Source organism: Pseudomonas sp. Leaf58 (assembly GCF_003627215.1).
Classification (GTDB): Bacteria; Pseudomonadota; Gammaproteobacteria; order Pseudomonadales; family Pseudomonadaceae; genus Aquipseudomonas.
Map to the genome: position 1 here is coordinate 3,713,375 of NZ_CP032677.1, position 26,097 is coordinate 3,739,471.

Below are 26,097 nucleotides of genomic sequence, written 5' to 3' on the forward strand. Positions count from 1 at the left end.
TGTGTTATGACCGTTACCCGCAAAGCCTACCGTGCCGCCATTCTGCACAGCATCGCCGACCCGGCCGAGGTGGGCCTGGAGGCTTCCCATGAATACTTCGAGGACGGCCTGCTGGTGGTCGACGATGGCCGCATCCGCGCCGTGGGCCACGCCAGCGAACTGCTGCCGACCCTGGACGCCGACATTCCGGTCGAGCACTACCAGGACGCGCTGATCACCCCGGGTTTCATCGACACCCACATCCATTTCCCACAAACCGGCATGGTCGGCTCCTACGGCGAACAGCTGCTGGACTGGCTGAACACCTATACCTTCCCCTGCGAAAAGCAGTTTGCCGATAAAGACCACGCTGACCAGGTGGCGAAGATTTTCCTCAAGGAACTGCTGCGCAACGGCACCACCACCGCGCTGGTGTTCGGCAGCGTGCACCCAGAATCGGTCAATGCCCTGTTTGAAGAAGCCGAGCGCCTGGACCTGCGCCTGATCGCCGGCAAGGTGATGATGGACCGCAACGCACCCGAATACCTGACCGATACCGCCGAGTCCGGTTATGCCGAAAGCAAGGCGCTGATCGAACGCTGGCACGGCAAGGGCCGCCTGCACTATGCCGTCACCCCACGTTTTGCCCCGACCAGCACCCCGCAACAACTAACCCTGGCGGGCCAATTGCTCAAGGAACACCCAGGCGTGTACATGCACACGCACCTGTCGGAAAACCTCAAGGAAATCGATTGGGTCAAGTCGCTGTTCCCCGAGCAGAAGGGTTACCTCGACGTGTACGACCACTTCGAGCTGCTGGGCGAGCGCTCGGTGTTCGCCCATGGTGTGCACCTGTGTGACGAAGAATGCCAACGCCTAGCCGAAACCGGTTCGGCGGTAGCGTTCTGCCCTACCTCCAACCTGTTCCTCGGCAGCGGCCTGTTCAACCTGCCGCAGGCCGAGCGCTTCAAGGTCAACGTGGGCCTGGGCACCGACGTTGGCGCCGGCACCAGTTTCTCGCTACTCCACACCTTGAACGAGGCGTACAAGGTGATGCAGCTTCAAGGCGCGCGCCTGCACCCGTACAAGTCGCTGTACCTGGCCACCCTCGGCGGCGCCCGCGCGCTGCGCCTGGACGACCGCATCGGCAGCTTGCGCCCGGGCAACGATGCCGACTTCGTGGTGCTGGACTACAAGGCCACGCCACTGCTGGACTACCGCATCCAGCAATCCAACAGTATCGAGGAAACCCTGTTCGTGCTCACCACCCTGGGCGACGACCGCAGCGTACGCGAAACCTACGCTGCCGGGCGTTGCGTGCACCAGCGTTAAGGCTCTTTCGCCAGGCCCCGATACAGCGCGCCGCCGATTGCCGCACCGATCAGCGGCGCCACCCAGAACAGCCACAGCTGCTGCAGGGCCCAGCCGCCGACGAACAGTGCCGGCCCCGTGCTACGCGCGGGGTTGACCGAGGTATTGGTCACCGGGATCGAGATCAGGTGAATCAGGGTCAGGGCCAGGCCGATGGCAATCGGCGCAAAGCCCGCCGGCGCCCGGGCGTCAGTGGCCCCCATGATGACCACCAGGAACATGGCGGTCATCACCACTTCACTGACGAACCCAGCGCCCAGCGTGTAACCGCCAGGCGAGTGGTCGGCGTAACCGTTCGAAGCCAACCCTGAAGACAGCTCGAAGCCGGCCTTGCCGCTGGCGATGAGATAAATCACTCCGGCAGCGAGGATGGCGCCGATTACCTGGGCGATCACATAGGGCAGCAACTCTTTGGCCGGGAAGCGCCCTCCCACCACCAACCCGAACGACACGGCGGGGTTGAGATGGCAGCCGGAGATATGGCCAATGGCGAAGGCCATGGTCAGCACGGTGAGGCCGAAAGCGAAGGCGACACCCAGAACACCGATGCCGACGGGGGAACTGGCTGCAAGCACCGCACTGCCGCAGCCGCCAAGCACTAACCAGAAGGTACCGATCAGCTCGGCACCCATTCGTTTACCCAGAGACATGGTCATTAACCGTTCCTCAGCAAGTCGTGGACGCAATGGATGCGCAAGCCCAACTGCTTGATGAAGGTTTGCTCACAAGAATTTAGCAGACGTTTGGTTAAAGGCCACACATGGCTGGGGGCGCGCAGCGGCCCCTTCATTCATCTAGGCAAGCGATCAACCCTTGGCCGAAACCTTGGGTTTTTTCAGCAAATGCGAGAACACCGCATGCAGGTCGTCCGAGGCGCTCTCCTCGTCCAGGTTCAGCTTGCTGTCGATGTGGTCCATGTGGTGCATCATCAGGCTCACCGCCTGCTCGGCATCGCGTGCCTCGATGGCATCGATCAACTGCATGTGCTCGTCATACGAGCAATGCGAGCGGTTGCCACTTTCGTACTGGGCGATGATCAGCGAGGTCTGCGATACCAGGCTGCGCTGGAAGCTCACCAGCGGCGCATTGCCTGCGGCTTCAGCCAGCTTGAGGTGGAACTCGCCGGACAGGCGAATACCGGCGCCGCGGTCACCGCGCGAGAAGCTGTCGCGCTCATCGCGCACCATCTGCCGCAGCTCGTTGAGCTGCTCGAGGGTGGCGTGCTGCACAGCCAGTTCGGTAATGGCCCGTTCGACCATGCGCCGCGAGAAAAATACCTGGCGTGCTTCTTCCACGGTCGGGCTGGCTACCACCGCGCCGCGGTTCGGCCGCAGCAGCACCACGCTTTCGTGGGCAAGACGCGACAAGGCGCGGCGGATAATAGTGCGGCTGACGCCGAAGATTTCGCCCAGCGCTTCCTCGCTCAACTTGGTGCCCGGGGCCAGACGCTGCTCGAGGATCGCCTCGAAAATATGCGCGTAGACGATGTCGTCCTGGGTACCGCTGCGGCCGGCCTTGCCGACACGTGCAGGTTTTTTCAGAGGTTGCAGCTGTTCGTTCATGGGCTCTCGAGGCACGAAGAGAAAGTATGGCGTCATTGTACACAGGCTGAGGCGATTCCGCAGGGGGCGTTTTCACCTATATAGCCGTTGCACGACGCATTGCGCGCACAAAAGATAAAACATTATTTGCATTCTTTGTACACAAAAGCATAATCCATCGAGCAACTTCTTGACCCTTGAGTCAATAAAACGGTCAGACGTCTGCCTTCCCTCGTAGGGCCGCCACGTGCATCGCTCAGGTTCCAGGCCCAACAACAACAAGAAAGACTTGAGGAGTACTCGCTGTGGAAAGCCGCAAATCCGAAGCCCCTACGCTGGATCTCGCCCCACCGCTCGAAACGAGTTGGCTGGAGCGGATTTTCAAACTCAAGCAACACGGCAGCACTGTCAAAACCGAAATGATCGCCGGGGTGACCACCTTCATCACCATGGCCTACATCATCTTCGTCAACCCCAACATCATGGCCGACGCCGGCATCGACCATGGTGCCGCCTTCGTCGCCACCTGCATCGCCGCCGCACTGGGCTGCCTGCTGATGGGCCTGTACGCCAACTGGCCGGTGGGCCTGGCGCCGGGCATGGGGCTGAACGCCTTCTTTACCTACACCGTGGTTGGCACCATGGGCTACAACTGGGAAACGGCGCTGGGGGCGGTGTTCGTCTCGGGCGTGCTGTTCATGTTCCTGACCTTGTCGAAAGTGCGCGAATGGTTGCTTAACAGCATCCCGGTCAGCCTGCGCCATGCCATGGGGGCCGGCGTCGGCTTGTTCCTCGGGCTGATCGGCCTGAAGACGGCGGGCATCATCGTCGACAGCCCGGCCACCCTGATCAAGCTGGGCTCGCTGCATGAACCAGGGCCACTGCTGGCGGCCGTGTGCTTTTTGCTGATCGCCATCCTCAGCTACAAGCGGGTGTTCGGCGCCATCCTGATCAGCATCATCGGCGTCACCCTGGCCGGCTGGGGCCTGGGCCTGGTCAAGTTCGGCGGGGTGATGTCGATGCCGCCAAGCCTGGCACCGACCTGGATGGCGATGGATGTGGCGGGCGTATTCAACGTCAGCATGATCAGCGTAGTGCTGGCGTTTCTGTTCGTGCACATGTTCGACACCGCCGGCACCCTGATGGGCGTGGCGCAGCGGGCCAACCTGGTAGCACCGGATGGGCGTATCGAGAACCTGTCGCGGGCATTGAAGGCTGACAGCGCGTCGAGTGTATTCGGTGCCGTGGTGGGTGTTCCGCCGGTAACCAGCTATGTAGAAAGCGCCGCGGGCGTTGCTGCGGGGGGGCGTACTGGCCTGACGGCGGTGGTGGTTGGCCTGTTGTTCGTCGCAGCGATGTTCTTCGCCCCACTGGCTGGGATGATTCCGGCTTACGCGACAGCGGGTGCGTTGATCTACGTAGCGATGCTGATGATGGGCAGCATGGCGCACATCCACTGGGATGAAGCCACCGACAGCATTCCGGCAATCGTCACGGTGATCATGATGCCGCTGACCTTCTCGGTCGCCGATGGCATTGCCCTGGGCTTCATCAGCTATGTGGCGTTGAAGGCAGGTACCGGCAAGTACAAGGAAATCTCCGCCAGCCTGTGGGTGCTGTGCGCGATCTTCATTGCCAAGTTCGTGTTCCTCTAACCCTGCTGCACCCAGCAAGGGCGCCTCGGCGCCCTTTCTTTAGTGTGCGTCATGAAGGCCGTGACATCCCCGTAGGAGCGGGCTTGCCCGCGAAGAGGCCGGCACAGGCAATACAAAAACAGCAGACGAAAAAAAGCCCGCCAGTGTGAGAGCGGGCCAAAGGACCTACGAAGATTCTTCTAGCGACCAACTAGCTTCCACGATAGGTCGAATAGCTGTACGGCGAGATCAACAGTGGCACGTGGTAGTGCTCCTGCTGCTCATCGATACCAAAGCGCAGCACAACAACATCCAGGAACGCTTGAGCCGGCAGCTGCACGCCGCGGGCGCGGTAATAGTCGCCGGCGCTGAACTGCAGCTGGTAAACGCCAGTGCGGTAGTCGTCGCCCTGCAGCAACGGCGCATCGACGCGGCCATCGCTGTTGGTCAGGGCAGTGTTCACCAGCTCCAGCTGCTGGCCTTCGACACGGTACAGCTCGACTTTGATCGAGCTGCCCGGGCAGCCATGCGCGGCATCCAGTACGTGTGTGGTCAAACGTCCCATTGCTTGTCGCCTCTTGTTCAATCTGTGGGCAAAAAATACACGGCCATCAGCACGCCAGCAGGCCTGCGATGTGCGGGAATGACACCATTAAGACATTCCATCGCAAAATTGTACACAATTTTTTGATCCCTTCCTCCGCGCACTCCTGTTCATGCTAAGAAACGCCCCATCGGTCGCGAATACAGACGCTGTGCCGACGACAACGTCATTAGCTGACCAGTCAGGCAGGTTTCTTGCACTGTTTTCAGCGCGCGCTTCGAGGCGACAAAAGGGAAGAAATGCGGAAAAACAGGCTTACAAAAGATTTCAGAAGTTGTATACAATCAGCCCATCCGGTGGTGCGACATACCGACGCGGCCCGCCCACCCCCCGCACTAACGCACAAGAAGGAAGACTGCAGTGAGCGCTGACTACCCTCGCGACCTGATCGGTTACGGCAATAACCCCCCTCACCCGCAATGGCCGGGCAACGCTCGCATCGCGCTGTCTTTCGTCCTCAACTACGAGGAAGGTGGCGAACGCAACATCCTGCACGGCGACAAGGAATCCGAAGCCTTTCTGTCCGAAATGGTCGCTGCCCAGCCACTGCAGGGCGCGCGCAACATGAGCATGGAGTCGCTGTACGAGTACGGCAGCCGTGCCGGTGTGTGGCGCCTGCTGAAGCTGTTCAAGGACAGCGGCGTGCCGCTGACCATCTTCGCCGTGGCCATGGCCGCCCAGCGCCACCCCGACGTGATCCGCGCCATGGCCGAAGCCGGCCACGAAATCTGCAGCCACGGCTACCGCTGGATCGACTACCAGAACATGGACGAGGCCCAGGAGCGCGAGCACATGCTCGAAGCCATCCGCATCCTCACCGAAATCACCGGTGAACGCCCACTAGGCTGGTACACCGGCCGCACTGGCCCGAACACCCGTCGCCTGGTGATGGAGGAAGGCGGCTTCCTGTATGACAGTGACACCTATGACGACGATCTGCCCTACTGGGAGCCGAACAACCCCACCGGCAAGCCGCACCTGGTGATCCCCTACACCCTCGACACCAACGACATGCGCTTCACCCAGGTACAGGGCTTCAACTGCGGCGAGCAGTTCTTCCAGTACCTTAAGGACGCCTTCGATGTGCTGTACGCCGAAGGCGCCGAAGCGCCAAAAATGCTCTCCATCGGCCTGCACTGCCGGCTGGTCGGCCGCCCAGCGCGCCTGGCTGCACTGAAGCGCTTCGTCGATTACGCAAAAAGCCATGACCAGGTCTGGTTCGCCCGTCGCGTGGACATCGCCCGCCACTGGCACACCACCCACCCGTACCAGAAAGAGAACGCCTGATGACTGCCTTCAACACCCTCAAGCCATCCGCCCTGGGCCGTGACGCCTTCGTCAAGGCCTTCGCCGACATCTACGAGCACTCGCCGTGGGTGGCCGAAAAAGCCTACGACCTGGGCCAACTGGGCGAGCTGGACGAGATCGAGGCGCTGCACCAGCGCATGAGCGACATCCTGCTCAGCGCCAACCACGCCGACCAGCTGGCATTGATCAACGCTCACCCGGACCTGGCCGGCAAAGCCGCCGTGCAGGGCGAGCTGACCGAATCGAGCACCAACGAGCAGGCCGGCGCCGGCATTCACCAGTGCACCGCCGAAGAGTTCGCCCGCTTCACCGAACTGAACGACGCCTACAAGGCCAAGTTCAAGTTCCCGTTCATCATGGCGGTCAAGGGCAGCAACCGGCACCAGATCCTCGCCTCCTTCGAAAAACGCATCCACAACGACACCGATGCCGAATTCAAGGAAGCCCTGGCGCAGATCAACCTGATCGCCCTGTTCCGCCTGCTGCAGCTGTAAGTAACAGCCGAACCTCATTCAGTACAACGAACATATAAGAGAGACCCGCATGCGCACCCTGATGATCGAGCCCCTGAGCAAAGAAGCCTTCGCCCCCTTCGGAGACGTGATCGAAACCGATGGCAGCGACCACTTCATGATCAACAACGGCTCGACCATGCGTTTTCACAAGCTCGCCACAGTGGAAACCGCCGAGCCTGAAGACAAGGCGATCATCAGCATCTTCCGCGCCGATGCGCTGGACATGCCGCTGACCGTGCGCATGCTGGAACGCCATCCGCTGGGCAGCCAGGCTTTCATCCCGCTGCTCGGCAACCCCTTTCTGATCGTGGTCGCGCCCGTTGGCGATGCACCTGTATCAGGCTTGGTCCGCGCCTTCCGCAGTAACGGCAGGCAGGGCGTTAATTACCATCGCGGCGTTTGGCACCACCCGGTGCTGACGATCGAAAAGCGGGATGATTTCCTGGTGGTTGATCGCAGTGGTTCTGGCAACAACTGCGATGAGCATTACTTCACCGAGGAACAGATGCTGATCCTCAATCCCCACCAATAAGAAAAGGTCGATCATCGTTCACGGTGATTGGCAGAGGTACATACTGTGGAAGCACACCTTCACGAATGGCTGAACCTGAGCATTCGCTGGGTTCACATGATCACCGGCGTCGCCTGGATCGGTGCATCGTTCTACTTCGTCTGGCTGGAGAACCACCTGAACCGAAGCAACCCGCGCGATGGGTTGTCGGGTGATCTCTGGGCAATTCACGGCGGTGGTATCTACCACCTGGAGAAATACAAACTCGCCCCCCCGAAAATGCCCGAGAACCTGCACTGGTTCAAATGGGAAGCCTACTTCACCTGGATGTCCGGTATCGCCCTGCTGTGCGTGGTGTTCTACTGGAACCCGGCGCTGTACCTGCTGGCCCCTGGCAGCACCTTGAGCGGTGCCGAAGGCGTGGCCATCGGTATCGGCTCGCTGGTCGCTGGCTGGTTCATCTACGACTTCCTGTGCGACTCGCCCCTGGGCAAGAAGCCAGCGCTGCTCGGTGGTGTGCTGTTCGTGCTGATCATTGCCGCCTGCTGGGGCTTCAGCCTGGTGTTCAGCGGCCGTGGTGCGTACCTGCACACCGGTGCGATCATCGGCACCATCATGGTCGGCAACGTGTTCCGCATCATCATGCCGGCCCAACGCCAGCTGGTGGCGGCGATCGAAGCCAACACCACGCCCGACCCGCGCCTGCCGGCCAAAGGCCTGCTGCGCTCGCGCCATAACAACTACTTCACCCTGCCGGTGCTGTTCATCATGATCAGCAACCATTTCCCGAGCACCTACGGTAGCCAGTACAACTGGCTGATCCTGGCGGGCATTGCAGTAGCCGCGGTTCTGATCCGCCACTACTTCAACACCCGCCACGACAGCAACAAGTATGCCTGGACCCTGCCAGTCGGCGCCCTGGCAATGATCTGCCTGGCCTACGTCACCGGCCCCAAGCCGATGGCCGTAAGCCCTGAGCAGGCCGCTGCGAAGGTCGAGTACCAACCGCTGCCCGCGACCGCCGTCGGTGGCAAGACCGCTGCCGAACAGCGTGCCGAGGACGCCGCCAAGGCTGCCGCAGCACCTGCCGCCCCCGCTGAAGCCCCGGCTCAGGCCACAGCCCAGGCCGGCGGCGAGACCTTTGACAAGATCCACAATGTCATCCAGGAACGCTGCACCGTGTGCCACTCGTCCAAACCGACCAGCCCACTGTTCAGCGCCGCCCCTGCCGGCGTGATGTTCGACACCCCGCAGCAAATCCAGGCCCAGGCCGCGCGCATTCAAGCGCAAGCGGTCGCCAGCCAGATCATGCCGCTGGGCAACATCACCCAGATGACCACCGAAGAGCGCAAGCTGGTCGGCGACTGGATCGCCAAAGGCGCCCCGGTCAACTGAGAGCACCCTGCCAGGCAACCCGTTCCCGGGGGATCACCTCCCCTGTAGGAGCGGGCTTGCCCGCGAAGAGGCCGGTACAGCCGACCTCACGTTTGATGTGTTACGCAACAAGCAAGCATCGAGCGTTCGACCTCTGGCGCAAACCCCAGGCTCTCTTCACCGGGAGCCTGCTGCCCGAGGCCGGCGCTTGGATCCGAGAATAAAAACAAAACTCGAGGTGCTGCATGTCCGAGTCACGCAAGGCGCACATCCCCATTGCGCCGCCGCGAGAGCCTCTGCCCTTGTTCCAACTGATCCTGGTTGGCCTGCAACACGTTCTGCTGATGTACGGTGGCGCCATTGCCGTACCTTTGATCATCGGCCAGGCTGCCGGCCTGTCCCGTGAAGAAGTTGCTTTTCTGATCAACGCCGATCTGCTGGTCGCTGGCGTCGCTACCATCATCCAGTCGTTCGGTATCGGCCCGGTGGGCATCCGCATGCCGGTGATGATGGGTGCCAGTTTTGCTGCCGTCGGCAGCATGGTAGCCATGGCCGGCATGCCCGGCGTGGGCCTGCAGGGGATCTTCGGCGCGACCATCGCCGCCGGGTTCTTCGGCATGCTGATCGCGCCGTTCATGTCCAAGGTTGTACGCTTCTTCCCGCCACTGGTCACCGGCACGGTGATCACCTCGATTGGCTTGTCACTGTTCCCGGTGGCGGTCAACTGGGCCGGTGGTGGGCAAGAAGCGGAGCACTTCGGTGCGCCAATCTACCTGCTGGTGGCCGGCCTGGTGCTGGCGGTGATCTTGCTGATCAACCGCTTCATGCGCGGCTTCTGGGTCAACGTGTCAGTGCTGGTGGGCATGGGTCTGGGCTACATCCTGGCCGGCTCCATCGGCATGGTCGACCTGTCGGGCCTGAACGACGCACCGTGGCTGCAAGTGGTAACCCCGCTGCACTTCGGTATGCCAACGTTCAGCCTGGCGCCGATCCTGTCCATGTGCCTGGTGGTGGTGATCATCTTCGTCGAATCCACCGGCATGTTCCTGGCCCTGGGCAAGGTGACCGACCGTGAAGTGACCCCTGGGATGTTGCGGCGCGGCCTGCTGTGCGATGCCGGTGCATCGTTCATCGCTGGCTTCTTCAACACCTTCACCCACTCCTCGTTTGCGCAAAACATCGGCCTGGTGCAGATGACCGGGGTGCGCTGCCGCTTTGTCACCATCGTCGCCGGCGCACTGCTGATCGTGCTCAGCCTGCTGCCCAAGGCGGCCTTCCTGATTGCCTCGATCCCACCTGCGGTACTGGGCGGCGCATCCATCGCCATGTTCGGCATGGTCACCGCCACCGGGATCAAGATTCTTCAGGAGGCGGACATCGGCGACCGCCGCAATCAGTTGCTGGTTGCCGTGAGCGTCGGCTTCGGGTTGATCCCCGTGGTGCGCCCGGAGTTCTTCGCCCAGATGCCACAGTGGATGGAACCCATCACCCACAGTGGTATCGCCATGGCCACAGTCAGTGCCCTGGTGTTGAACGTACTGTTCAACATCCTCGGTGGTGCTGACCGCGCGGCGCACAACGACGTCTGTCACCAGCATTGAGCCAACAGGGGGCGGCACCGTTTGCCGCCCCCGCCCGCTTGCCCAACAACCGTTTCACCGTCGGCCCGCCGGAATGGGCCGCTCGGGGCGCCTGTGCGCCAAAAAAACCGCCAACAAAAACAATAAGTCCGGGAACCACAACATGAAACGCATCACTTCGTCCCTACTGCTGGGCAGCAGCCTGCTGGCCACCCTCCCCGCCCACGCCGGCGATTGGCTGCTGTGGCACGGCGAGAGCCTGAGCTACCTGTACGGTAAGGACTTCAAGGTCAACCCCAGCATCCAGCAGACGGTGACCTTCGAGCACGCCAACAAATGGAAGTACGGCGACACCTTCATGTTCGTCGACAAGGTCTTTTACAACGGCAAGCCCGACCCGGGCAAAGGCGTCACCAGCTACTACGGTGAATTCAGCCCGCGCCTGTCATTCGGCAAGATTTTCGACCAGAAGCTGGCGTTCGGCCCGATCAAGGACGTGCTGCTGGCCATGACCTACGAGCGTGGCGAGGGCGACAACGAGGCCTACCTGATCGGCCCCGGCTTCGACCTGGACATCCCCGGCTTCAACTATTTCACCCTGAATTTCTACGTGCGCAACACCGAAGGCAGCCGCCCCGGTGATAACGTCTGGCAGATCACCCCGGCCTGGTCTTACACGATCCCGGTGGGCAAGTCCGACATTCTGATCGACGGCTACATGGACTGGGTGGTGGACAACGACCAAACCCGTCGCGGCACCTACCACGCCAACCTGCAGTTCAACCCGCAGGTCAAGTACGACCTGGGCAAGGCCCTGAACCTGGGCGCCAAGCAGCTGTATGTGGGCATTGAGTACAGCTACTGGAAGGACAAGTACGGCATCGACAGCCAGGGCAACCTCGACAGCAACCAAAGCGTCACCAGTGCCCTGATCAAGGTACACTTCTAAAAAACTGACCAAACGCACAAGTTTGATCCACACTGCTCCAGGACGGAGCACTTGAGGCAAGGCGCGCAAGCCAGTAATCTGCGCGCCCCCTCGATCAGGGCAGAACGGATTCTGCCTGCGTTTACTGACCGCTCAGTCAATGAATATGGGCGGTTGGCCAACGTGTTGCCAGCCTGAAAGACCCTTTTCATCCGTTCAGAACGAAGTCGAGCAGGAAAGTTTTGCCAACCCGGAAAAGTTGGCTCAACCCTTGCCAAACAGCTGTGGCCTATCGAAAAAAGCTGACTCAAAAGACAAAAAAGCGCCAATAACGAGCGCTGACAACAGATCAATCAAGGGAGCGACACTCGCAATGCGTACCATCAACAGCCTGATCCTCGCCGGCGGCCTGCTGGCCTGTGGCACCACCTTCGGCGGCGACCTGCTGCAGTGGCAGAACAACAGCCTGACCTACCTGTGGGGCAAGAACTTCAAGGTCAACCCGCAGACCCAGCAAACCCTCACCTTCGAGCACGCCGATGGCTGGAAGTACGGCGACAACTTCTTCTTCGTCGACAAGATTTTCTACCAAGGCAATAAGGACGCCAACAACGGCCCCAACACCTACTACGGCGAATTCAGCCCACGCCTGTCGTTCGGCAAGATTTTCGACCAGAAGCTGGAATTCGGCCCAGTCAAAGACGTGCTGCTGGCCATGACCTACGAGTTTGGCGAGGGTGACACCGAGTCGTACCTGATCGGCCCCGGCTTCGACCTGGCCATACCAGGCTTTGACTACTTCCAGCTGAACTTCTACAACCGCACCACCGACGGCAGCCGTGCCGGCGACAACGTGTGGCAAATCACCCCGGTGTGGTCGTACACCATCCCGGTGGGCGATTCCGACGTGCTCATCGACGGCTTCATGGACTGGGTGGTGGACAACGACGAGAACCGTCGTGGCACCTATCAGGCCAACCTGCACTTCAACCCGCAGATCAAGTATGACCTGGGCAAGGCGCTGCATCTGGGCGAGAAGCAGCTGTACGTGGGTGTCGAGTACGACTACTGGAAGAACAAGTACGGCATCAAGGACAGCGATGCTTTCACGACCGACCAGAACACCATGAGTTTCTTGGTAAAAGTGCACTTCTGATACGCTGAATCGTGACAGCGCGTTGGTCTATCAACATGCTGTCACGCCACCCCATGTAAGCACTCTCCTACAATTTAGTAAGATTATTCTTACACATACTTAAGCCTTGCCTTAAAAGTCAAAAAAATCACGCACGGCAACAACAACCCAAACAGCAGCAGCCCCAGTTCCACCTGCCAGTGTTCGAGCACGCGCACGATGTCCAGCACCAATATGATGCTGCTGAGTGCCAAGCCCAGGCCGAACACCACACAGCCCTTGTACAGCGCCACTACGCCCACCCCACGCAGCAACAGCCACAGGCCAACGGCGCCCCACGCCAAGGCCGAACCCAGGTACAAGGCCAAGTGGTAGACATCGTATGTCAATACTTTCCCGAACATGGTTTTACCCCTCGGCGTGTAGGAAAAAAGCAAAGTATCCAATATAGGCCCACGCGTCAGTTAATCGCTGTAAACTTTTGACAAATTTTTTGCACTTGCCCATTTAATATGCCGGCCTTCTCGCACCCAAAAAAAGAAACAGGCCTACTTAATGCGCACCTCCCTCGCCGCACCTTGGCGTTATCTTCTGTTAGTTTGCTCACTGTGGTTCGGCATCTTCTTGCTGACCCGCCTGGTATTGCTGGTCACCCACCTGGATGAAGTACATGGCGATTACTTCTCATTATTCTTCAGCGGTGCCTTGTACGACCTGAGCTTCCTTACTTACGCCGCCCTGCCGCTGGGGCTGTACCTGGCGGTGTGCCCAGCTGCGCTGTGGCGCACGGGCCTGCATCGTCGGTTGATGGCCGGCGTGCTGATCGTCAGCCTGTTCGTGATGCTGTTCGTCGCGGTGGCCGAATGGCAGTTCTGGGACGAGTTTGGGGTGCGCTTCAACTTCATCGCAGTCGACTACCTGGTGTACTCCAAGGAAGTACTGGACAACATACGCGAGTCCTACCCGCTGCCGACCCTGCTGGGCAGCATCGCCGTGGTTGCCGTGCTGCTCACGCTGATCCTGCGCAAACCGCTGGCCCGGGCGCTTGCGGCGCCCAACGCCAACTTGCGCCAGCGCCTTGGCGGCATTGCGCTGCTGGCGGTGCTGGGTGGGCTGAGCGTGCTGCTGGTCGACCAGCAGTTCCCGCGTGGCCAAGGCGGCAACGCCTATCAGCGCGAACTGGCCAGCAACGGGCCCTACCAGTTCTTTGCCGCGTTCCGTAACAACGAACTCGACTACACCCAGTTCTACGCCAGCCTCGATGCCAGTGCAGTCGGCGCGCAAATGCAGCAGGAATTGGCCGAACCCAACGCGCAGTTTACCGCCAGCGAACCCGAGGATATCCGCCGCCACATCAACGCCAGCGGCGAACCACGCAAGCCGAACATTATCCTGGTCACCATCGAGAGCTTCAGCGCCAAGTACATGGGCAGCAACGGCGACCCGCGCAACCTCACGCCCAACTTGGACGTGCTGCGCCAGCAAAGCCTGTACTTCAACAACTTCTACGCCACCGGCACGCGTACCGACCGCGGCCTGGAAGCCATTACCCTGTCGATCCCACCCACCCCGGGCCGCTCGATCGTCAAGCGTATCGGCCGTGAAAGTGGCTATGGCAGCCTCGGTCAACAGTTGAAGGCTGTCGGCTATGACGCGGTGTTCGTCTATGGCGGGCGCGGCTACTTCGACAACATGAACGCGTTCTTCAGCGGTAACGGCTACCGCATCGTCGACCAGAGCAGCATTGCCGAGAGTGACATCAGCTTCAAGAACGCCTGGGGCATGGCCGACGAAGACCTGTACCGGCAAACGCTCAAACTGGCCGATGCCGACCATGCCAAGCAGCAGCCGTTTTTCCTGCAGTTGATGACCACGTCCAATCACCGCCCCTACACCTACCCGGATGGCCGTATCGACATTCCGTCGGGCGAAGGCCGAGAGGGCGCGGTGAAGTACACCGACCATGCCATTGCGCAGTTCCTGCAAGAGGCCAAGGGCAAGCCATGGTTCGACAATACCCTGTTCGTGTTCGTCGCCGACCACACCGCCGGTAGTGCCGGGGTGGAAGACCTGCCAGTAAGCAATTACCAGATCCCGCTGTGGATCTACGCACCCAAGCTGATCGCCCCGCGCGAAGAGGCGCAACTGGCCAGCCAGATCGACCTTGCGCCCACCCTGCTCGGCCTGCTCAACCTGAGCTACAGCTCGACCTTCTTTGGCCGTGACCTGCTGCGCGAAGCAGCCTTGCCGCCACGGGTGCTGATCGGCAACTACCAGCACCTGGGGTTGTTCGACGGCAAGGACCTGGCGATCCTCAGCCCACGCGGCGGCATGCGCGTGCACCAGGATGCTTTGGGCAACAGCCAGGAAACGATTGTGGACAGTGACAACCCGCTGGTACGGCGAGCGATTGCCTACTACCAGAGTGCGGCCAACGACTTCAGCAAGGGCCTGCTGGGCTGGATGCCGCAACAGGGCGCCGTCATAACAGAGGACTGAACCTGCCCACAGCAAACCTGAACGCTTGCGCGATCACTGTAGGAGCGAGCTTGCCCGCGAACACGGGCACAGCCCGCGCCAGCAACCGCGGTGCCTGCTTCGCGGGTGAACCCGCTCCTACAAAGACCGCACTCGCCGCAGCCTGGCGCTCAATTGGCTGGGCGCAGCGCACGCCACAGCTTCCCGGCTAGCGCTACCACTGCCAGCACCACGGCACCCGCCACCACCCCAGCCACGCCGTTGAGCAGCCCACCGGTCAGCGCGCCACCGCGCCCCTCGCTGAACGCCTCGATGGCGTGATGCAGCGGCGCGATGCCATGCACCAGAATCCCGCCACCGACCAAAAACATGGCCGCGGTACCGATCACCGACAGGCTCTTCATCATGTACGGCGCTGTCCGCAAGATGCCGCTACCTACCGCCTGAACCAGGCGTGAAGCTTTCTGAGTCATCCACAGCCCAAGGTCATCGAGCTTGACGATGCCGCCCACCAACCCGTACACACCGATGGTCATCACCACCGCAATGCCCGACAGCACGATGATCTGCTGGCTCAACGGTGAGTCCGCCACGATACCCAAAGTAATGGCGATAATTTCCGCCGACAGGATGAAGTCGGTACGCACTGCACCTTTGATTTTGGCTTTTTCGTAGGCCACCAGGTCGATATTGGCATCGGCCACCGCCTCCTTGCGCGCTTCATGCTCGGCGTCATCCTCGGCCTTGCTGTGCAAAAACTTGTGCGCCAGCTTCTCGAAGCCCTCGAAGCACAAATAGGCCCCTCCCAACATCAGCAACGGCGTCACCGCCCACGGGATGAACGCACTGATCAGCAGCGCCGCCGGCACCAGAATGGCCTTGTTCACCAGCGAGCCCTTGGCCACTGCCCACACCACCGGGATCTCGCGCTCGGCACGCACGCCGGTCACCTGCTGGGCATTCAGCGCCAGGTCATCGCCAAGCACACCCGCGGTCTTTTTCGCCGCTACTTTGGTCATCACCGAGACGTCATCGAGCACCGTGGCGATGTCGTCGATCAGTACCAGTAGACTGCTTCCTGCCATGTTTGCCTGTGTCCAAATGAGTGAGTGCTTCGGATTCTAGCCCAAAGCCGCTGCCTTGAGCGCCCGTCGAGCCCGGTGCTACCATGCCCGACCCCTCTTAGAGGTGGCCAGACACGAGGAAGATCCCTGACCATGAGCACCATTCGCGAGCGCAACAAGGAATTGATCCTGCGCGCGGCCAGCGAGGAATTCGCCGACAAGGGCTTCGCCGCCACCAAGACCAGCGATATTGCGGCCAAGGCCGGCCTGCCCAAGCCGAACGTGTATTACTACTTCAAGTCCAAGGACAACCTGTACCGCGAAGTCCTCGAAAGCATCATCGCGCCGATCATGCAGGCCTCTACACCGTTCAATGCTGACGGTGACCCGAAGGAAGTGCTGAGTGCCTACATTCGTTCGAAAATCCGCATTTCGCGCGACCTGCCGCATGCCTCCAAGGTGTTCGCCAGCGAAATCATGCACGGCGCCCCGCACCTGTCACCCAACCAGGTGGCGCAGCTGAACGAGCAGGCGCGGCATAACATCGAGTGTATCCAGCGCTGGATCGACCGTGGGCAGATCGCCCATGTGGACGCCCATCATCTGATGTTCAGCATCTGGGCGGCGACGCAAACCTATGCGGATTTCGATTGGCAGATATCGGCAGTGACCGGCAAGGCCAAGCTGGCCGACAGCGATTATGACGCGGCAGCCGAGACCATCATCCGCATGGTGCTCAAGGGCTGTGAGCCCGAAGTAGCCTGACAGGGCCAGTGGGGCTGCTTCGCAGCCCAATCGCCGGCAAGCCAGCGCCCACAGGACTTCCACAGCCCCTGAAGACTGTGGTGTACCTGTGGGCGCTGGCTTGCCGGCGATGAGGTCAGACCAGGTAATAGAGACTCAGGCAACGACCCCGGCATCCGCCCGCAGCCCCACCTCCTCGATCGCACTGATCGCACATTGCTCGTCGATATCCGATGTATCGCCGCTGATCCCCACCGCCCCCAGCACCTTGCCGTCCTGATCACGCACCAGCACCCCACCCGGCGCCGGCACCACCGGCCGCTCGCCCATCCCGTTCAGCGCGGCAAAAAATGCCGGCCGCTGCTGCGCATCCAGCGCCAGCAGGCGCGAACCCTTGCCCAGGGCAATCGCCCCCCAGGCCTTGCCGGTGGCCACCTCGGGGCGAATCAGGCTGGCGCCATCCTCGCGTTGCAGTGCCAGCAAGTGCCCGCCGGCATCCAGCACCGCCACGGTCAGCGGCGCAGCGTTGATCTTGCGGCCCGCCGCCAACGCGGCATTCACCAGGCTGACGGCAACTTTCAGGTTCAAAGCGTTCATGAAAAGGTCCTCTTCTTGTTGTGAGAAGCCCTGAGGGCAGTTGAAAACCGATCACACAAATAGAACACAACAAGAGATTTTTTTGTATACAATATTTTGAAACGATCGTATGCGATGGCGCAAACCCCTGTTTTCACGGGCGCTCTGACGAAAGCCAGCCCAGCCGATGAAAACCCATTGACCTTAGCCGCCAGCCATGAATACACTCTGTCGCAAAGCAAGTTGTATACAATTACAAAATCGATGAGGCACAACCCATGAGCAAAATGAGAGCAATCGATGCAGCCGTTCTGGTCATGCGCCGTGAAGGTGTAGATACCGCGTTCGGCATCCCAGGGGCTGCCATCAACCCGTTGTACTCGGCCCTGAAGAAAGTCGGTGGCATCGATCACGTCCTCGCTCGCCACGTCGAAGGCGCCTCGCACATGGCTGAGGGCTACACCCGTGCCAACCCAGGCAATATCGGCGTGTGCATCGGCACCTCCGGCCCAGCTGGCACCGACATGGTCACTGGCCTGTACAGCGCTTCTGCCGACTCCATCCCGATCCTCTGCATCACCGGCCAGGCCCCACGTGCCCGCCTGCACAAAGAAGACTTCCAGGCCGTCGACATCACCAGCATCGTCAAGCCGGTGACCAAGTGGGCCACCACCGTTCTGGAGCCCGGCCAAGTGCCTTACGCCTTCCAGAAGGCCTTCTTTGAAATGCGCTCCGGCCGCCCAGGCCCCGTGCTGATCGACCTGCCGTTCGATGTGCAGATGGCCGAAATCGAATTCGACATCGACGCTTACGAGCCATTGGCAATCAACAAGCCAACCGCCACCCGCGTCCAGGCCGAAAAAGCCCTGGCCCTGCTCAATGACGCCGAGCGCCCATTGCTGGTAGCCGGCGGCGGCATCATCAACGCCGACGCCAGCGACAAACTGGTGGAATTCGCCGAACTGACCGGCGTACCGGTTATCCCAACCCTGATGGGCTGGGGCACCATCCCGGACGACCACGCACAAATGGTCGGCATGGTTGGCCTGCAAACCTCGCACCGTTATGGCAACGCCACGCTGCTGAAATCCGACCTGGTGTTCGGTATCGGTAACCGCTGGGCCAACCGCCACACCGGTTCGGTCGACGTCTATACCGAAGGCCGCAAGTTCGTCCATGTGGACATCGAACCAACCCAGATCGGCCGCGTGTTCACCCCCGACCTGGGCATCGTCTCCGACGCAGGCAAGGCGCTGGACGTGTTCCTCGAAGTAGCCCGCGAGTGGAAAGCCGCCGGCAAGCTGAAGTGCCGCAAAGCCTGGCTGGAAGATTGCCAGCAGCGCAAAGCCAGCCTGCAGCGCAAGACCCACTTCGACAACGTGCCGGTCAAGCCGCAGCGCGTGTACGAAGAAATGAACCAAGTGTTCGGCAAGGACACCTGCTACGTCAGCACCATCGGCCTGTCGCAGATTGCCGGCGCGCAGTTCCTGCACGTGTACAAGCCACGCCACTGGATCAACTGCGGCCAGGCCGGCCCGCTGGGCTGGACCATCCCTGCCGCCTTGGGCGTGGTAAAAGCCGACCCCAAGCGCAAGGTTGTCGCGCTGTCGGGTGACTACGACTTCCAGTTCATGATCGAAGAGCTGGCCGTGGGCGCGCAGTTCAACCTGCCCTACGTCCACGTGCTGGTGAACAACGCCTACCTGGGCCTGATCCGCCAGGCGCAGCGTGGCTTCGACATGGATTACTGTGTACAACTGGCGTTCGAGAACATCAACTCGGCTGAAGCGGCCACCTACGGTGTCGACCACGTCGCCGTCGTCGAAGGCCTGGGCTGTAAAGCCATCCGTGTATTCGAGCCGGCTGAGATCGCCCCTGCCCTGCTCAAGGCACAGAAAATGGCCGAAGAGTTCCGCGTGCCGGTAGTGGTCGAAGTGATTCTCGAGCGTGTGACCAATATTTCCATGGGCACCGAGATCAACGCGGTCAACGAATTCGAAGACCTGGCCCTGGTTGGCAACGATGCGCCAACCGCGATCTCGATGCTCGACTGATTGCCTGATGCCCCCGCGCCGCGGTTGCCGGGGGCTTTAATCTGCAAGGAGACAACCATGCCTCGCTTCGCTGCCAACCTGTCCATGCTGTTCACCGAACAGGATTTCCTGGCCCGCTTCAAAGCCGCCGCCGATGCGGGCTTCAGCGGTGTCGAATACCTTTTCCCCTACGACTTCAGCGCTGCCGAAATCAAGCAGCAGCTGGACGCCAACGGCCTGACCCAGGTGCTGTTTAACCTGCCTGCCGGCGACTGGGCCAAAGGTGAACGCGGCATTACCTGCCACCCTGACCGCATCGAAGAGTTCCGCGCCGGTGTCGACAAGGCCATCGCCTACGCCAAGGTGCTGGGCAACACCCAGGTCAACGCCCTGGCCGGCATTCGCCCGCAAGGCTTGCAGTGCGCCGACGTGCGCAAAACCTTCGTCGACAACCTCAAGTATGCCGCTGACAAGCTGCAAGCCGCCGGTATCCGCCTGGTCATGGAAATGATCAACACCCGCGATATCCCGGGCTTCTACCTGAACACCACCCAACAGGCCCTGGAAATTCAAGCCGAAGTGGGCAGCGACAACCTGTTCCTGCAGTACGACATCTACCACATGCAGATCATGGAAGGGGACCTGGCGCGCACCATGGAAGCCAACCTGAAGCTGATCAACCACATCCAGCTGGCCGACAACCCAGGCCGTAACGAACCTGGCACCGGCGAGATCAACTACCGCTTCCTGTTCGAGCACCTGGACCGCATCGGCTACCAGGGCTGGGTGGGCGCGGAATACAAGCCGTTGACCACCACCGAAGCCGGCCTGGGCTGGCTGAAGACGCACAATGCAATCTAAGGGCTGAGCACAGGCCGCTGTGGGATTTGGCATCCAACCAAGTGGCCTATACCGCCTGCTCCATCGAGATCCAACAAATACAACGAGGTAATCTCTCATGGCTAAAATCGGCTTCATCGGCACCGGCATCATGGGCAAGCCCATGGCCCAAAACCTGCAGAAAGCAGGCCACAGCATCTTCGTTTCCACCCACCACGACGCTGCCCCGGCTGACCTGATCGCCGCTGGCGCCGTGGCCCTGGCCAACCCGAAAGAGGTTGCCCAGGAAGCCGAATTCATCATTGTCATGGTCCCCGACACCCCGCAGGTCGAAAGCGTGCTGTTCGGTGAAAACGGCGTGGCCGAAGGCGTGGGCCCGAACAAGGTAGTGATCGACATGAGCTCGATCTCGCCTACCGCGACCAAAGCGTTTGCCGAGAAAATCAAGGCCACTGGCGCCGCCTACCTGGACGCGCCGGTGTCCGGTGGTGAAGTCGGTGCCAAGGCCGCGACCCTGAGCATTATGGTCGGCGGCTGCCCGAAAGCCTTCGAGCGCGCCCTGCCGCTGTTCGAAGCCATGGGCAAGAACATCACCCGCGTCGGCGGTAACGGCGACGGCCAGACCGCCAAGGTTGCCAACCAGATCATCGTTGCCCTGAACATCCAGGCTGTCAGCGAAGCACTGCTGTTCGCCGCCAAGAACGGCGCCGACCCTGCCAAGGTGCGTGAAGCGCTGATGGGCGGCTTCGCCTCGTCGAAGATTCTGGAAGTGCATGCCGAGCGCATGATCAAAGGTACCTTCGACCCAGGCTTCCGCATCAGCCTGCACCAGAAGGACCTGAACCTGGCCCTGGAAGGCGCCCGTGAGCTGGGCATCAACCTGCCCAACACCTCCAATGCGCAACAGGTGTTCAACACCTGCGCCGCGCTGGGCGGCAGCAACTGGGACCACTCGGCGCTGATCAAGGGCCTGGAGCACATGGCCAACTTCTCGATCCGCGACGACAAGTGATGTTGATGTAAGTCTCAATGGCCTCTTCGCGGGTAAGCCCGCGCCTACAGGGACCACGCAATCCCTGAACCCTGTGCAGTACCTGTAGGAGCGGGTTCACCCGCGAAGAAACCAACACCTAGGAGCCTGCGACCACCGGCCCCTAGGTGGCACCGAGCAACACCCGCCCCTGGTTCGGCCTGCACGGAGGCAGTTCCAGGGGCGTTTTTGATTCTGCAGAACAACAATAATTTGGGAGCCTGCCATGTCGGTCGATCCGCAAAAACTTCTCCGCGAGCTGTTCGACACAGCCATCGCTGCCGCCCACCCGCGCCAAGTCCTCGAACCCTACCTGCCCGCCGACCGTAGCGGCCGGGTCATCGTCATCGGCGCCGGCAAGGCCGCAGCCGCCATGGCCGAAGTGGTCGAGAAAAGCTGGCAGGGCGAAGTCTCCGGCCTGGTCGTAACCCGTTACGGCCATGGCGCCAACTGCCAGAAGATCGAGGTGGTCGAAGCCGCCCACCCGGTCCCTGACGCCGCCGGCCTGGCCGTGGCCAAACGCGTGCTGGAGCTGGTCAGCAACCTCAATGAAGACGACCGCGTCATCTTCCTGCTGTCGGGCGGTGGGTCCGCCCTGCTGGCGTTGCCAGCCGAAGGCCTGACCCTGGCCGATAAGCAACAGATCAACAAAGCGCTGCTCAAATCCGGCGCCACCATCGGCGAGATGAACTGCGTGCGCAAGCACCTCTCGGCGATCAAGGGCGGCCGCCTGGCCAAGGCCTGCTGGCCGGCCACGGTGTACACCTATGCCATTTCCGACGTACCGGGCGACCTCGCCACGGTAATCGCCTCTGGCCCCACCGTCGCCGACCCGAGCACCTCGGCCGATGCCCTGGCCATCCTCAAGCGTTACAACATCGAGGCGCCGAAAGCCGTCATCGATTGGCTCAACAACCCGGCCTCGGAAACCGTCAAGGCCGATGACCCGGCCCTGGCCCGCAGCCACTTCCAGCTGATCGCCAAGCCCCAACAGTCGCTCGAAGCTGCTGCGGTCAAAGCCCGCCAAGCCGGGTTCAGCCCGCTGATCCTCGGCGACCTGGAAGGCGAATCGCGTGAGGTGGCCAAGGTGCACGCCGGTATTGCCCGGCAGATCGTTCAGCACGGCCAGCCGCTGAAGGCGCCGTGCGTGATCCTGTCCGGTGGCGAAACCACCGTGACCGTGCGCGGCAACGGCCGTGGCGGGCGCAACGCCGAGTTCCTGCTAAGCCTCACCGAAAACCTGAAAGGCCTGCCAGGCGTGTACGCCCTGGCCGGTGACACCGATGGCATCGATGGTTCGGAAGAAAACGCCGGCGCCTTCATGACCCCGGGCAGCTACGCCCGCGCCGAAGCCCTGGGCCTGTCGGCCAGCGATGAGCTGGACAACAACAATGGCTATGGCTACTTCGCTGCGCTGGATGCGCTGATCGTCACCGAGCCGACCCGCACCAACGTCAACGACTTCCGCGCCATCCTGATCCTCGAGACTGCCCAATCATGACGCCTGATAAAAAAGTCAAAATCCTCGCCACCCTCGGCCCTGCGATCAACGGCATCGACGACATCCGCCAACTGGTCGAAGCCGGGGTGAACATCTTCCGCCTCAACTTCAGCCACGGCGAACACGCCGACCACGCCCTGCGCTACCAGTGGATCCGCGAAGTCGAGCAGCAGCTGAACTACCCACTGGGCATCCTCATGGACCTGCAAGGGCCCAAGCTGCGGGTCGGCCGCTTTGCCGACGGCAAGGTGCAGCTGCAGCGCGGCCAGGCCTTGCGCCTGGACCTGGACAAAACTCCGGGTGACAGCCGCCGGGTTAACCTGCCACACCCGGAAATCATCGCCGCGCTCGAGCCTGGCATGGACTTGCTGCTGGACGACGGCAAGCTGCGCCTGCGCGTTACTGCCAAGCACAGCGATGCGATTGACACCGAAGTGCTGAACGGCGGCGAGCTGTCCGACCGCAAGGGGGTCAACGTGCCGCAAGCCGTGCTCGACCTCTCCCCGCTTACCGAGAAAGACCGCCGCGACTTGGCCTTCGGCCTGGAACTGGGCGTGGACTGGGTGGCCCTGTCGTTCGTGCAGCGCCCGGAAGACATCGTCGAAGCACGCCAGCTGATCGGCGACCGCGCCTACCTGATGGCCAAGATCGAAAAGCCATCGGCAGTCGAACAACTGCAGGCCATCGCGGAACTGGCGGATGCGATCATGGTGGCCCGTGGCGACCTGGGCGTGGAAGTGCCGGCCGAAAGCGTGCCACAGATCCAGAAGCGCATCATCGGCACCTGCCGCCAGCTGGGCAAACCGGTGGTGGTGGCCACGCAGATGCTCGAGTCCATGCGCTTCTCGCCTGCGCCCACCCGCGCCGAAGTCACCGACGTGGCCAACGCCGTGGCCGAGGGTGCCGATGCGGTGATGCTGTCGGCCGAGACCGCCTCGGGTGACTACCCGCTGGAAGCCGTGCAGATGATGAGCAAGATCATCCGCCAGGTGGAGAACGGCCCGGACTACCAGGCTCAGCTCGACGTAGGCCGGCCGAAGGCCGAAGCCACCGTGTCGGACGCCATCAGCTGCGCCATTCGCCGAATCAGCGGCATCCTGCCGGTGGCGGTGCTGGTCAACTACAGCGAATCGGGCGCCTCTACCCTACGCGCGGCGCGTGAGCGGCCACGGGCGCCGATCCTCAACCTGACTCCGAACCTGAACACCGCACGCCGCCTGAGCGTGGCCTGGGGCGTGCACTCGGTGGTCAACGACCGCCTGCGTCAAGTGGACGAGGTGGTGTCTACTGCGCTGGAGATTGCCCAAGCACAAGGTATGGCCAGCCGTGGCGACACCCTGCTGATCACTGCCGGCGTGCCTTTCGGCAAGCCGGGGTCGACTAACACACTGCGGATCGAGACGCTGATCTAAACCACTGCATCTCTCCTGTGGGAGCGGGCGTGCCCGCCCCCACAGGGTCGGTGGTGTCGCACACAACGGCGGAAAACCCGAGGCCCAAAGAGGCCCACCGCGCCCCCAACAACCTTACTGACTGCCCCATGTACAGCAAACATTTCGTCAACCCGTGCCCCGACTGGGCCACGGCGCTACTCAACGGCTTCAGCCAGGTGCTGCTGCTACGCAACCCCTTGTGCGGCCTATGCTGCCTGCTGGCCATCCTGCTGACCGCCCCCAGCCTGGTCGGTGGCGCGCTGCTGGGCGCCCTCGCCGGCCTGCTCACTGCCCAGCGCCGCGGCTACAACCGCGCCGACCGCCAGGCCGGCCTGTACTGCTACAACGGCGTGCTGATCGGCATCCTGATCAGTGCCGTGCTGCCCTGGTCAGCCATCTTGCCGCCGCTGGTCATCGCCGCCGGCGGCCTGTCCAGCATCATCACCCATCAATGGCGCAAGCGCGGCGGCAAGCTGCTGGTCGCCTACACTGCGCCGTTCGTGTTGCTAGGCTGGGCCACACTGCAACTAGCCAGCCCCTCGCCCAGCGGCTTCGTCGAAGCCGACCCGCTGTATGCCCTGGCGCGTGGCGTGGGGCAGATCTTTTTGCTCGACCAGCCGCTGGCCGGTTTGTTGATCATCGTCGGCATGTTCATCGCCAACCCTTATGCGGCAATGTGGGCGGTGATCGGCTCGGCCATCGGTGGCGGCGTGGCATTGCTCGCTGACCAGGCGCAGGCGGCGTGGCTAGGCCTGTACGGCTTCAACGCAGCGCTGGCGGCACTGGCCTTCAGCAGGCAAGGTGAAAAACCCTGGGTGACGCTACTGGCGATTGCCTTGGCGTTGCTGCTGCAACCGCTGTTCAAAATGCTGCCGGTGCCCGGCCTGACCGCGCCCTTCGTCGGCGCTTGCTGGCTGATGCACCTGGGTAGCCACCTGGCCCAGTTCAAACAGCGAATCGCCAGCCGCTTGCACAGCTGAAACGCAGCCCCTAGGCTCAGCCCATCGCTTTTGTGGAACGAGCCAATGAACAACCCTGCGAGCCTGCGCGAGCAGCTCTACATCATCGTCTTCCAGACCGATACCGTGGCTGGAAGGCGCTTTGACAAGATTCTCCTGCTGATTATTCTGGCCAGCTTGGTCACGGTCATCCTCGACAGCATCGACGAAGTACACCAGAGCTACGCAGGCCTTCTGGCGGCCATCGAATGGGGCTTTACCGCGATCTTCCTGGTCGAGTACCTGACCCGCTTGTACTGCTCGCCCAAGCCCCTGCGTTATGCCTTCAGCTTTTATGGCCTGGTCGACTTGCTGGCGATCGTGCCGGGGATCATTGCGCTGTACTACAGCGACGCCCAGTACCTGTTGATCATCCGCGTGATACGGATGCTGCGGATCTTCCGCGTACTAAAGCTCAGCCCCTACCTGAAGCAGGCTCATTACCTGATGGAGGCGCTGCGCGGCAGCAAGCAGAAGATCATCGTGTTCCTGGTGACGGTATCGACCCTGGTCACGGTGTTCGGCACCTTGATGTATGTGATCGAAGGGCCTGAGCATGGCTTTACCAGTATTCCCAAAGGCATCTACTGGGCCATCGTCACCCTGACCACAGTGGGCTTTGGCGACATCGTGCCGAAGACACCACTGGGGCAGGTGCTGTCGTCGCTGGTGATGATTACCGGTTATTCGATCATTGCCGTGCCAACCGGGATCTTTACCGCCGAACTGGCCAATGCCATGCGCGGGGAGCAGTTGCAGCATGATTGCCCGACCTGCAGCAAGAAGAGCCATGAGCATGGGGCAGCGTTCTGTTCCCGCTGCGGCAATATGCTGTTTCCCAAGCAGTGAGGCTGCCTGGGCCGGCCACTTCGCGGGCAAGCCCGCTCCTACAGCAAAAGGTCCGGCCCAGGCTGCGGCAT

General features: G+C 61.6%; 24 protein-coding genes. 18 read left to right on the forward strand and 6 right to left on the reverse strand.

The window, feature by feature from the left end:
• Positions 1 to 6 precede the first annotated feature (6 nt).
• The gene (gene guaD / locus DV532_RS17240; RefSeq protein ID WP_056801450.1) at positions 7 to 1,311 is read left to right on the forward strand and encodes a guanine deaminase; all 1,305 of its coding nucleotides are present in this window, start codon (positions 7 to 9) and stop codon (positions 1,309 to 1,311) included.
• On the opposite strand, the gene aqpZ is transcribed toward guaD, so the two are convergent.
• Positions 1,308 to 2,006, reverse strand: coding sequence for an aquaporin Z (aqpZ, locus tag DV532_RS17245; protein ID WP_056801451.1), 699 nt, complete (start codon positions 2,004 to 2,006; stop codon positions 1,308 to 1,310). The genes guaD and aqpZ overlap by 4 nt on opposite strands.
• 150 nt (positions 2,007 to 2,156) lie before the next feature.
• A complete protein-coding gene (locus DV532_RS17250) occupies positions 2,157 to 2,912 on the reverse strand; it encodes a GntR family transcriptional regulator (RefSeq protein ID WP_056801453.1) in 756 nt (251 codons plus the stop codon).
• A 284-nt stretch (positions 2,913 to 3,196) separates the two neighbouring features.
• Here DV532_RS17250 and DV532_RS17255 point away from each other — a divergent pair, with 284 nt between their 5' ends.
• Positions 3,197 to 4,546: an NCS2 family permease gene (locus tag DV532_RS17255; RefSeq protein ID WP_056801455.1), complete on the forward strand. Its 1,350-nt coding sequence runs from the start codon at positions 3,197 to 3,199 to the stop codon at positions 4,544 to 4,546.
• A 190-nt stretch (positions 4,547 to 4,736) separates the two neighbouring features.
• On the opposite strand, the gene uraH is transcribed toward DV532_RS17255, so the two are convergent.
• Positions 4,737 to 5,090, reverse strand: a complete 354-nt coding sequence (uraH, locus tag DV532_RS17260) for a hydroxyisourate hydrolase (protein WP_003259496.1) — start codon at positions 5,088 to 5,090, stop codon at positions 4,737 to 4,739.
• Between the two features lie 399 nt (positions 5,091 to 5,489).
• On the opposite strand from uraH, the gene puuE reads away from it, so the two are divergent.
• The 7 genes from puuE to DV532_RS17295 all read left to right on the forward strand — a co-directional run bounded on the left by puuE (position 5,490) and on the right by DV532_RS17295 (position 12,501).
• Positions 5,490 to 6,416: an allantoinase PuuE gene (gene puuE, locus DV532_RS17265; RefSeq protein WP_056801458.1), complete on the forward strand. Its 927-nt coding sequence runs from the start codon at positions 5,490 to 5,492 to the stop codon at positions 6,414 to 6,416.
• Positions 6,416 to 6,931 (forward strand): 2-oxo-4-hydroxy-4-carboxy-5-ureidoimidazoline decarboxylase, encoded by a 516-nt coding sequence (gene uraD / locus DV532_RS17270; RefSeq protein ID WP_056801460.1) that lies wholly within the window; start codon positions 6,416 to 6,418, stop codon positions 6,929 to 6,931. The genes puuE and uraD overlap by 1 nt, the downstream gene beginning before the upstream one ends.
• 49 nt (positions 6,932 to 6,980) lie before the next feature.
• Entirely contained in the window at positions 6,981 to 7,484 is a 504-nt protein-coding gene (locus DV532_RS17275) for an ureidoglycolate lyase (RefSeq protein ID WP_056801462.1), read from the forward strand.
• A gap of 45 nt (positions 7,485 to 7,529) precedes the next feature.
• The gene (locus DV532_RS17280; protein WP_056801464.1) at positions 7,530 to 8,858 is read left to right on the forward strand and encodes a urate hydroxylase PuuD; all 1,329 of its coding nucleotides are present in this window, start codon (positions 7,530 to 7,532) and stop codon (positions 8,856 to 8,858) included.
• A 224-nt stretch (positions 8,859 to 9,082) separates the two neighbouring features.
• Positions 9,083 to 10,438 (forward strand): nucleobase:cation symporter-2 family protein, encoded by a 1,356-nt coding sequence (locus tag DV532_RS17285; RefSeq protein ID WP_056801466.1) that lies wholly within the window; start codon positions 9,083 to 9,085, stop codon positions 10,436 to 10,438.
• A 142-nt stretch (positions 10,439 to 10,580) separates the two neighbouring features.
• Positions 10,581 to 11,366, forward strand: a complete 786-nt coding sequence (locus DV532_RS17290; protein ID WP_056801556.1) for an outer membrane protein OmpK — start codon at positions 10,581 to 10,583, stop codon at positions 11,364 to 11,366.
• Positions 11,367 to 11,718: 352 nt separating this feature from the next.
• Positions 11,719 to 12,501, forward strand: a complete 783-nt coding sequence (locus tag DV532_RS17295) for an outer membrane protein OmpK (RefSeq protein WP_056801468.1) — start codon at positions 11,719 to 11,721, stop codon at positions 12,499 to 12,501.
• A gap of 89 nt (positions 12,502 to 12,590) precedes the next feature.
• Here DV532_RS17295 and DV532_RS17300 read toward each other — a convergent pair whose 3' ends face one another.
• Positions 12,591 to 12,884 (reverse strand): hypothetical protein, encoded by a 294-nt coding sequence (locus DV532_RS17300; RefSeq protein WP_236707524.1) that lies wholly within the window; start codon positions 12,882 to 12,884, stop codon positions 12,591 to 12,593.
• Positions 12,885 to 13,035: 151 nt separating this feature from the next.
• On the opposite strand from DV532_RS17300, the gene DV532_RS17305 reads away from it, so the two are divergent.
• A complete protein-coding gene (locus DV532_RS17305) occupies positions 13,036 to 14,979 on the forward strand; it encodes an LTA synthase family protein (protein WP_056801470.1) in 1,944 nt (647 codons plus the stop codon).
• Positions 14,980 to 15,128: 149 nt separating this feature from the next.
• On the opposite strand, the gene DV532_RS17315 is transcribed toward DV532_RS17305, so the two are convergent.
• On the reverse strand, positions 15,129 to 16,043 hold the full coding sequence (locus DV532_RS17315) for a DUF808 domain-containing protein (RefSeq protein ID WP_056801472.1): 915 nt from the start codon (positions 16,041 to 16,043) through the stop codon (positions 15,129 to 15,131).
• Positions 16,044 to 16,175: 132 nt separating this feature from the next.
• On the opposite strand from DV532_RS17315, the gene DV532_RS17320 reads away from it, so the two are divergent.
• Entirely contained in the window at positions 16,176 to 16,787 is a 612-nt protein-coding gene (locus tag DV532_RS17320) for a TetR/AcrR family transcriptional regulator (protein WP_013973538.1), read from the forward strand.
• Between the two features lie 135 nt (positions 16,788 to 16,922).
• Here the strand turns inward: DV532_RS17320 and DV532_RS17325 are convergent, their stop codons facing one another.
• On the reverse strand, positions 16,923 to 17,363 hold the full coding sequence (locus tag DV532_RS17325) for a heme-binding protein (RefSeq protein ID WP_056801474.1): 441 nt from the start codon (positions 17,361 to 17,363) through the stop codon (positions 16,923 to 16,925).
• A 257-nt stretch (positions 17,364 to 17,620) separates the two neighbouring features.
• Here DV532_RS17325 and gcl point away from each other — a divergent pair, with 257 nt between their 5' ends.
• The 7 genes from gcl (at position 17,621) to DV532_RS17360 (ending at position 26,026) form a co-directional block, all read left to right on the forward strand.
• The gene (gene gcl / locus DV532_RS17330) at positions 17,621 to 19,396 is read left to right on the forward strand and encodes a glyoxylate carboligase (RefSeq protein WP_056801476.1); all 1,776 of its coding nucleotides are present in this window, start codon (positions 17,621 to 17,623) and stop codon (positions 19,394 to 19,396) included.
• 57 nt (positions 19,397 to 19,453) lie between these two features.
• Entirely contained in the window at positions 19,454 to 20,236 is a 783-nt protein-coding gene (hyi, locus tag DV532_RS17335) for a hydroxypyruvate isomerase (RefSeq protein WP_056801477.1), read from the forward strand.
• 97 nt (positions 20,237 to 20,333) lie between these two features.
• Positions 20,334 to 21,227 (forward strand): 2-hydroxy-3-oxopropionate reductase, encoded by an 894-nt coding sequence (locus DV532_RS17340; RefSeq protein WP_056801481.1) that lies wholly within the window; start codon positions 20,334 to 20,336, stop codon positions 21,225 to 21,227.
• A gap of 244 nt (positions 21,228 to 21,471) precedes the next feature.
• Positions 21,472 to 22,746: a glycerate kinase gene (locus tag DV532_RS17345; RefSeq protein WP_056801482.1), complete on the forward strand. Its 1,275-nt coding sequence runs from the start codon at positions 21,472 to 21,474 to the stop codon at positions 22,744 to 22,746.
• Positions 22,743 to 24,158: a pyruvate kinase gene (gene pyk / locus DV532_RS17350; RefSeq protein WP_056801484.1), complete on the forward strand. Its 1,416-nt coding sequence runs from the start codon at positions 22,743 to 22,745 to the stop codon at positions 24,156 to 24,158. Before DV532_RS17345 ends, pyk begins: the two co-directional genes overlap by 4 nt.
• A gap of 128 nt (positions 24,159 to 24,286) precedes the next feature.
• Positions 24,287 to 25,159: an urea transporter gene (locus DV532_RS17355; RefSeq protein WP_056801486.1), complete on the forward strand. Its 873-nt coding sequence runs from the start codon at positions 24,287 to 24,289 to the stop codon at positions 25,157 to 25,159.
• Positions 25,160 to 25,204: 45 nt separating this feature from the next.
• Positions 25,205 to 26,026, forward strand: coding sequence for an ion transporter (locus DV532_RS17360; protein ID WP_056801488.1), 822 nt, complete (start codon positions 25,205 to 25,207; stop codon positions 26,024 to 26,026).
• The last annotated feature ends 71 nt before the right edge of the window (positions 26,027 to 26,097 follow it).

What these genes read in the sequence shown, in the direction of transcription:
- aqpZ (WP_056801451.1), bottom strand. Translation starts at nt 2,006, where the DNA reads ATGACCATGTCTCTGGGTAAACGAATGGGTGCCGAGCTGATCGGTACC.
- DV532_RS17325 (WP_056801474.1), bottom strand. Translation starts at nt 17,363, where the DNA reads ATGAACGCTTTGAACCTGAAAGTTGCCGTCAGCCTGGTGAATGCCGCG.
- hyi (WP_056801477.1), top strand. Translation starts at nt 19,454, where the DNA reads ATGCCTCGCTTCGCTGCCAACCTGTCCATGCTGTTCACCGAACAGGAT.
- DV532_RS17295 (WP_056801468.1), top strand. Translation starts at nt 11,719, where the DNA reads ATGCGTACCATCAACAGCCTGATCCTCGCCGGCGGCCTGCTGGCCTGT.
- DV532_RS17340 (WP_056801481.1), top strand. Translation starts at nt 20,334, where the DNA reads ATGGCTAAAATCGGCTTCATCGGCACCGGCATCATGGGCAAGCCCATG.
- DV532_RS17250 (WP_056801453.1), bottom strand. Translation starts at nt 2,912, where the DNA reads ATGAACGAACAGCTGCAACCTCTGAAAAAACCTGCACGTGTCGGCAAG.
- uraD (WP_056801460.1), top strand. Translation starts at nt 6,416, where the DNA reads ATGACTGCCTTCAACACCCTCAAGCCATCCGCCCTGGGCCGTGACGCC.
- DV532_RS17305 (WP_056801470.1), top strand. Translation starts at nt 13,036, where the DNA reads ATGCGCACCTCCCTCGCCGCACCTTGGCGTTATCTTCTGTTAGTTTGC.
- DV532_RS17285 (WP_056801466.1), top strand. Translation starts at nt 9,083, where the DNA reads ATGTCCGAGTCACGCAAGGCGCACATCCCCATTGCGCCGCCGCGAGAG.
- pyk (WP_056801484.1), top strand. Translation starts at nt 22,743, where the DNA reads ATGACGCCTGATAAAAAAGTCAAAATCCTCGCCACCCTCGGCCCTGCG.
- uraH (WP_003259496.1), bottom strand. Translation starts at nt 5,090, where the DNA reads ATGGGACGTTTGACCACACACGTACTGGATGCCGCGCATGGCTGCCCG.
- guaD (WP_056801450.1), top strand. Translation starts at nt 7, where the DNA reads ATGACCGTTACCCGCAAAGCCTACCGTGCCGCCATTCTGCACAGCATC.
- DV532_RS17275 (WP_056801462.1), top strand. Translation starts at nt 6,981, where the DNA reads ATGCGCACCCTGATGATCGAGCCCCTGAGCAAAGAAGCCTTCGCCCCC.
- DV532_RS17320 (WP_013973538.1), top strand. Translation starts at nt 16,176, where the DNA reads ATGAGCACCATTCGCGAGCGCAACAAGGAATTGATCCTGCGCGCGGCC.
- gcl (WP_056801476.1), top strand. Translation starts at nt 17,621, where the DNA reads ATGAGCAAAATGAGAGCAATCGATGCAGCCGTTCTGGTCATGCGCCGT.
- DV532_RS17290 (WP_056801556.1), top strand. Translation starts at nt 10,581, where the DNA reads ATGAAACGCATCACTTCGTCCCTACTGCTGGGCAGCAGCCTGCTGGCC.
- DV532_RS17345 (WP_056801482.1), top strand. Translation starts at nt 21,472, where the DNA reads ATGTCGGTCGATCCGCAAAAACTTCTCCGCGAGCTGTTCGACACAGCC.
- DV532_RS17355 (WP_056801486.1), top strand. Translation starts at nt 24,287, where the DNA reads ATGTACAGCAAACATTTCGTCAACCCGTGCCCCGACTGGGCCACGGCG.
- DV532_RS17315 (WP_056801472.1), bottom strand. Translation starts at nt 16,043, where the DNA reads ATGGCAGGAAGCAGTCTACTGGTACTGATCGACGACATCGCCACGGTG.
- DV532_RS17360 (WP_056801488.1), top strand. Translation starts at nt 25,205, where the DNA reads ATGAACAACCCTGCGAGCCTGCGCGAGCAGCTCTACATCATCGTCTTC.
- DV532_RS17300 (WP_236707524.1), bottom strand. Translation starts at nt 12,884, where the DNA reads ATGTTCGGGAAAGTATTGACATACGATGTCTACCACTTGGCCTTGTAC.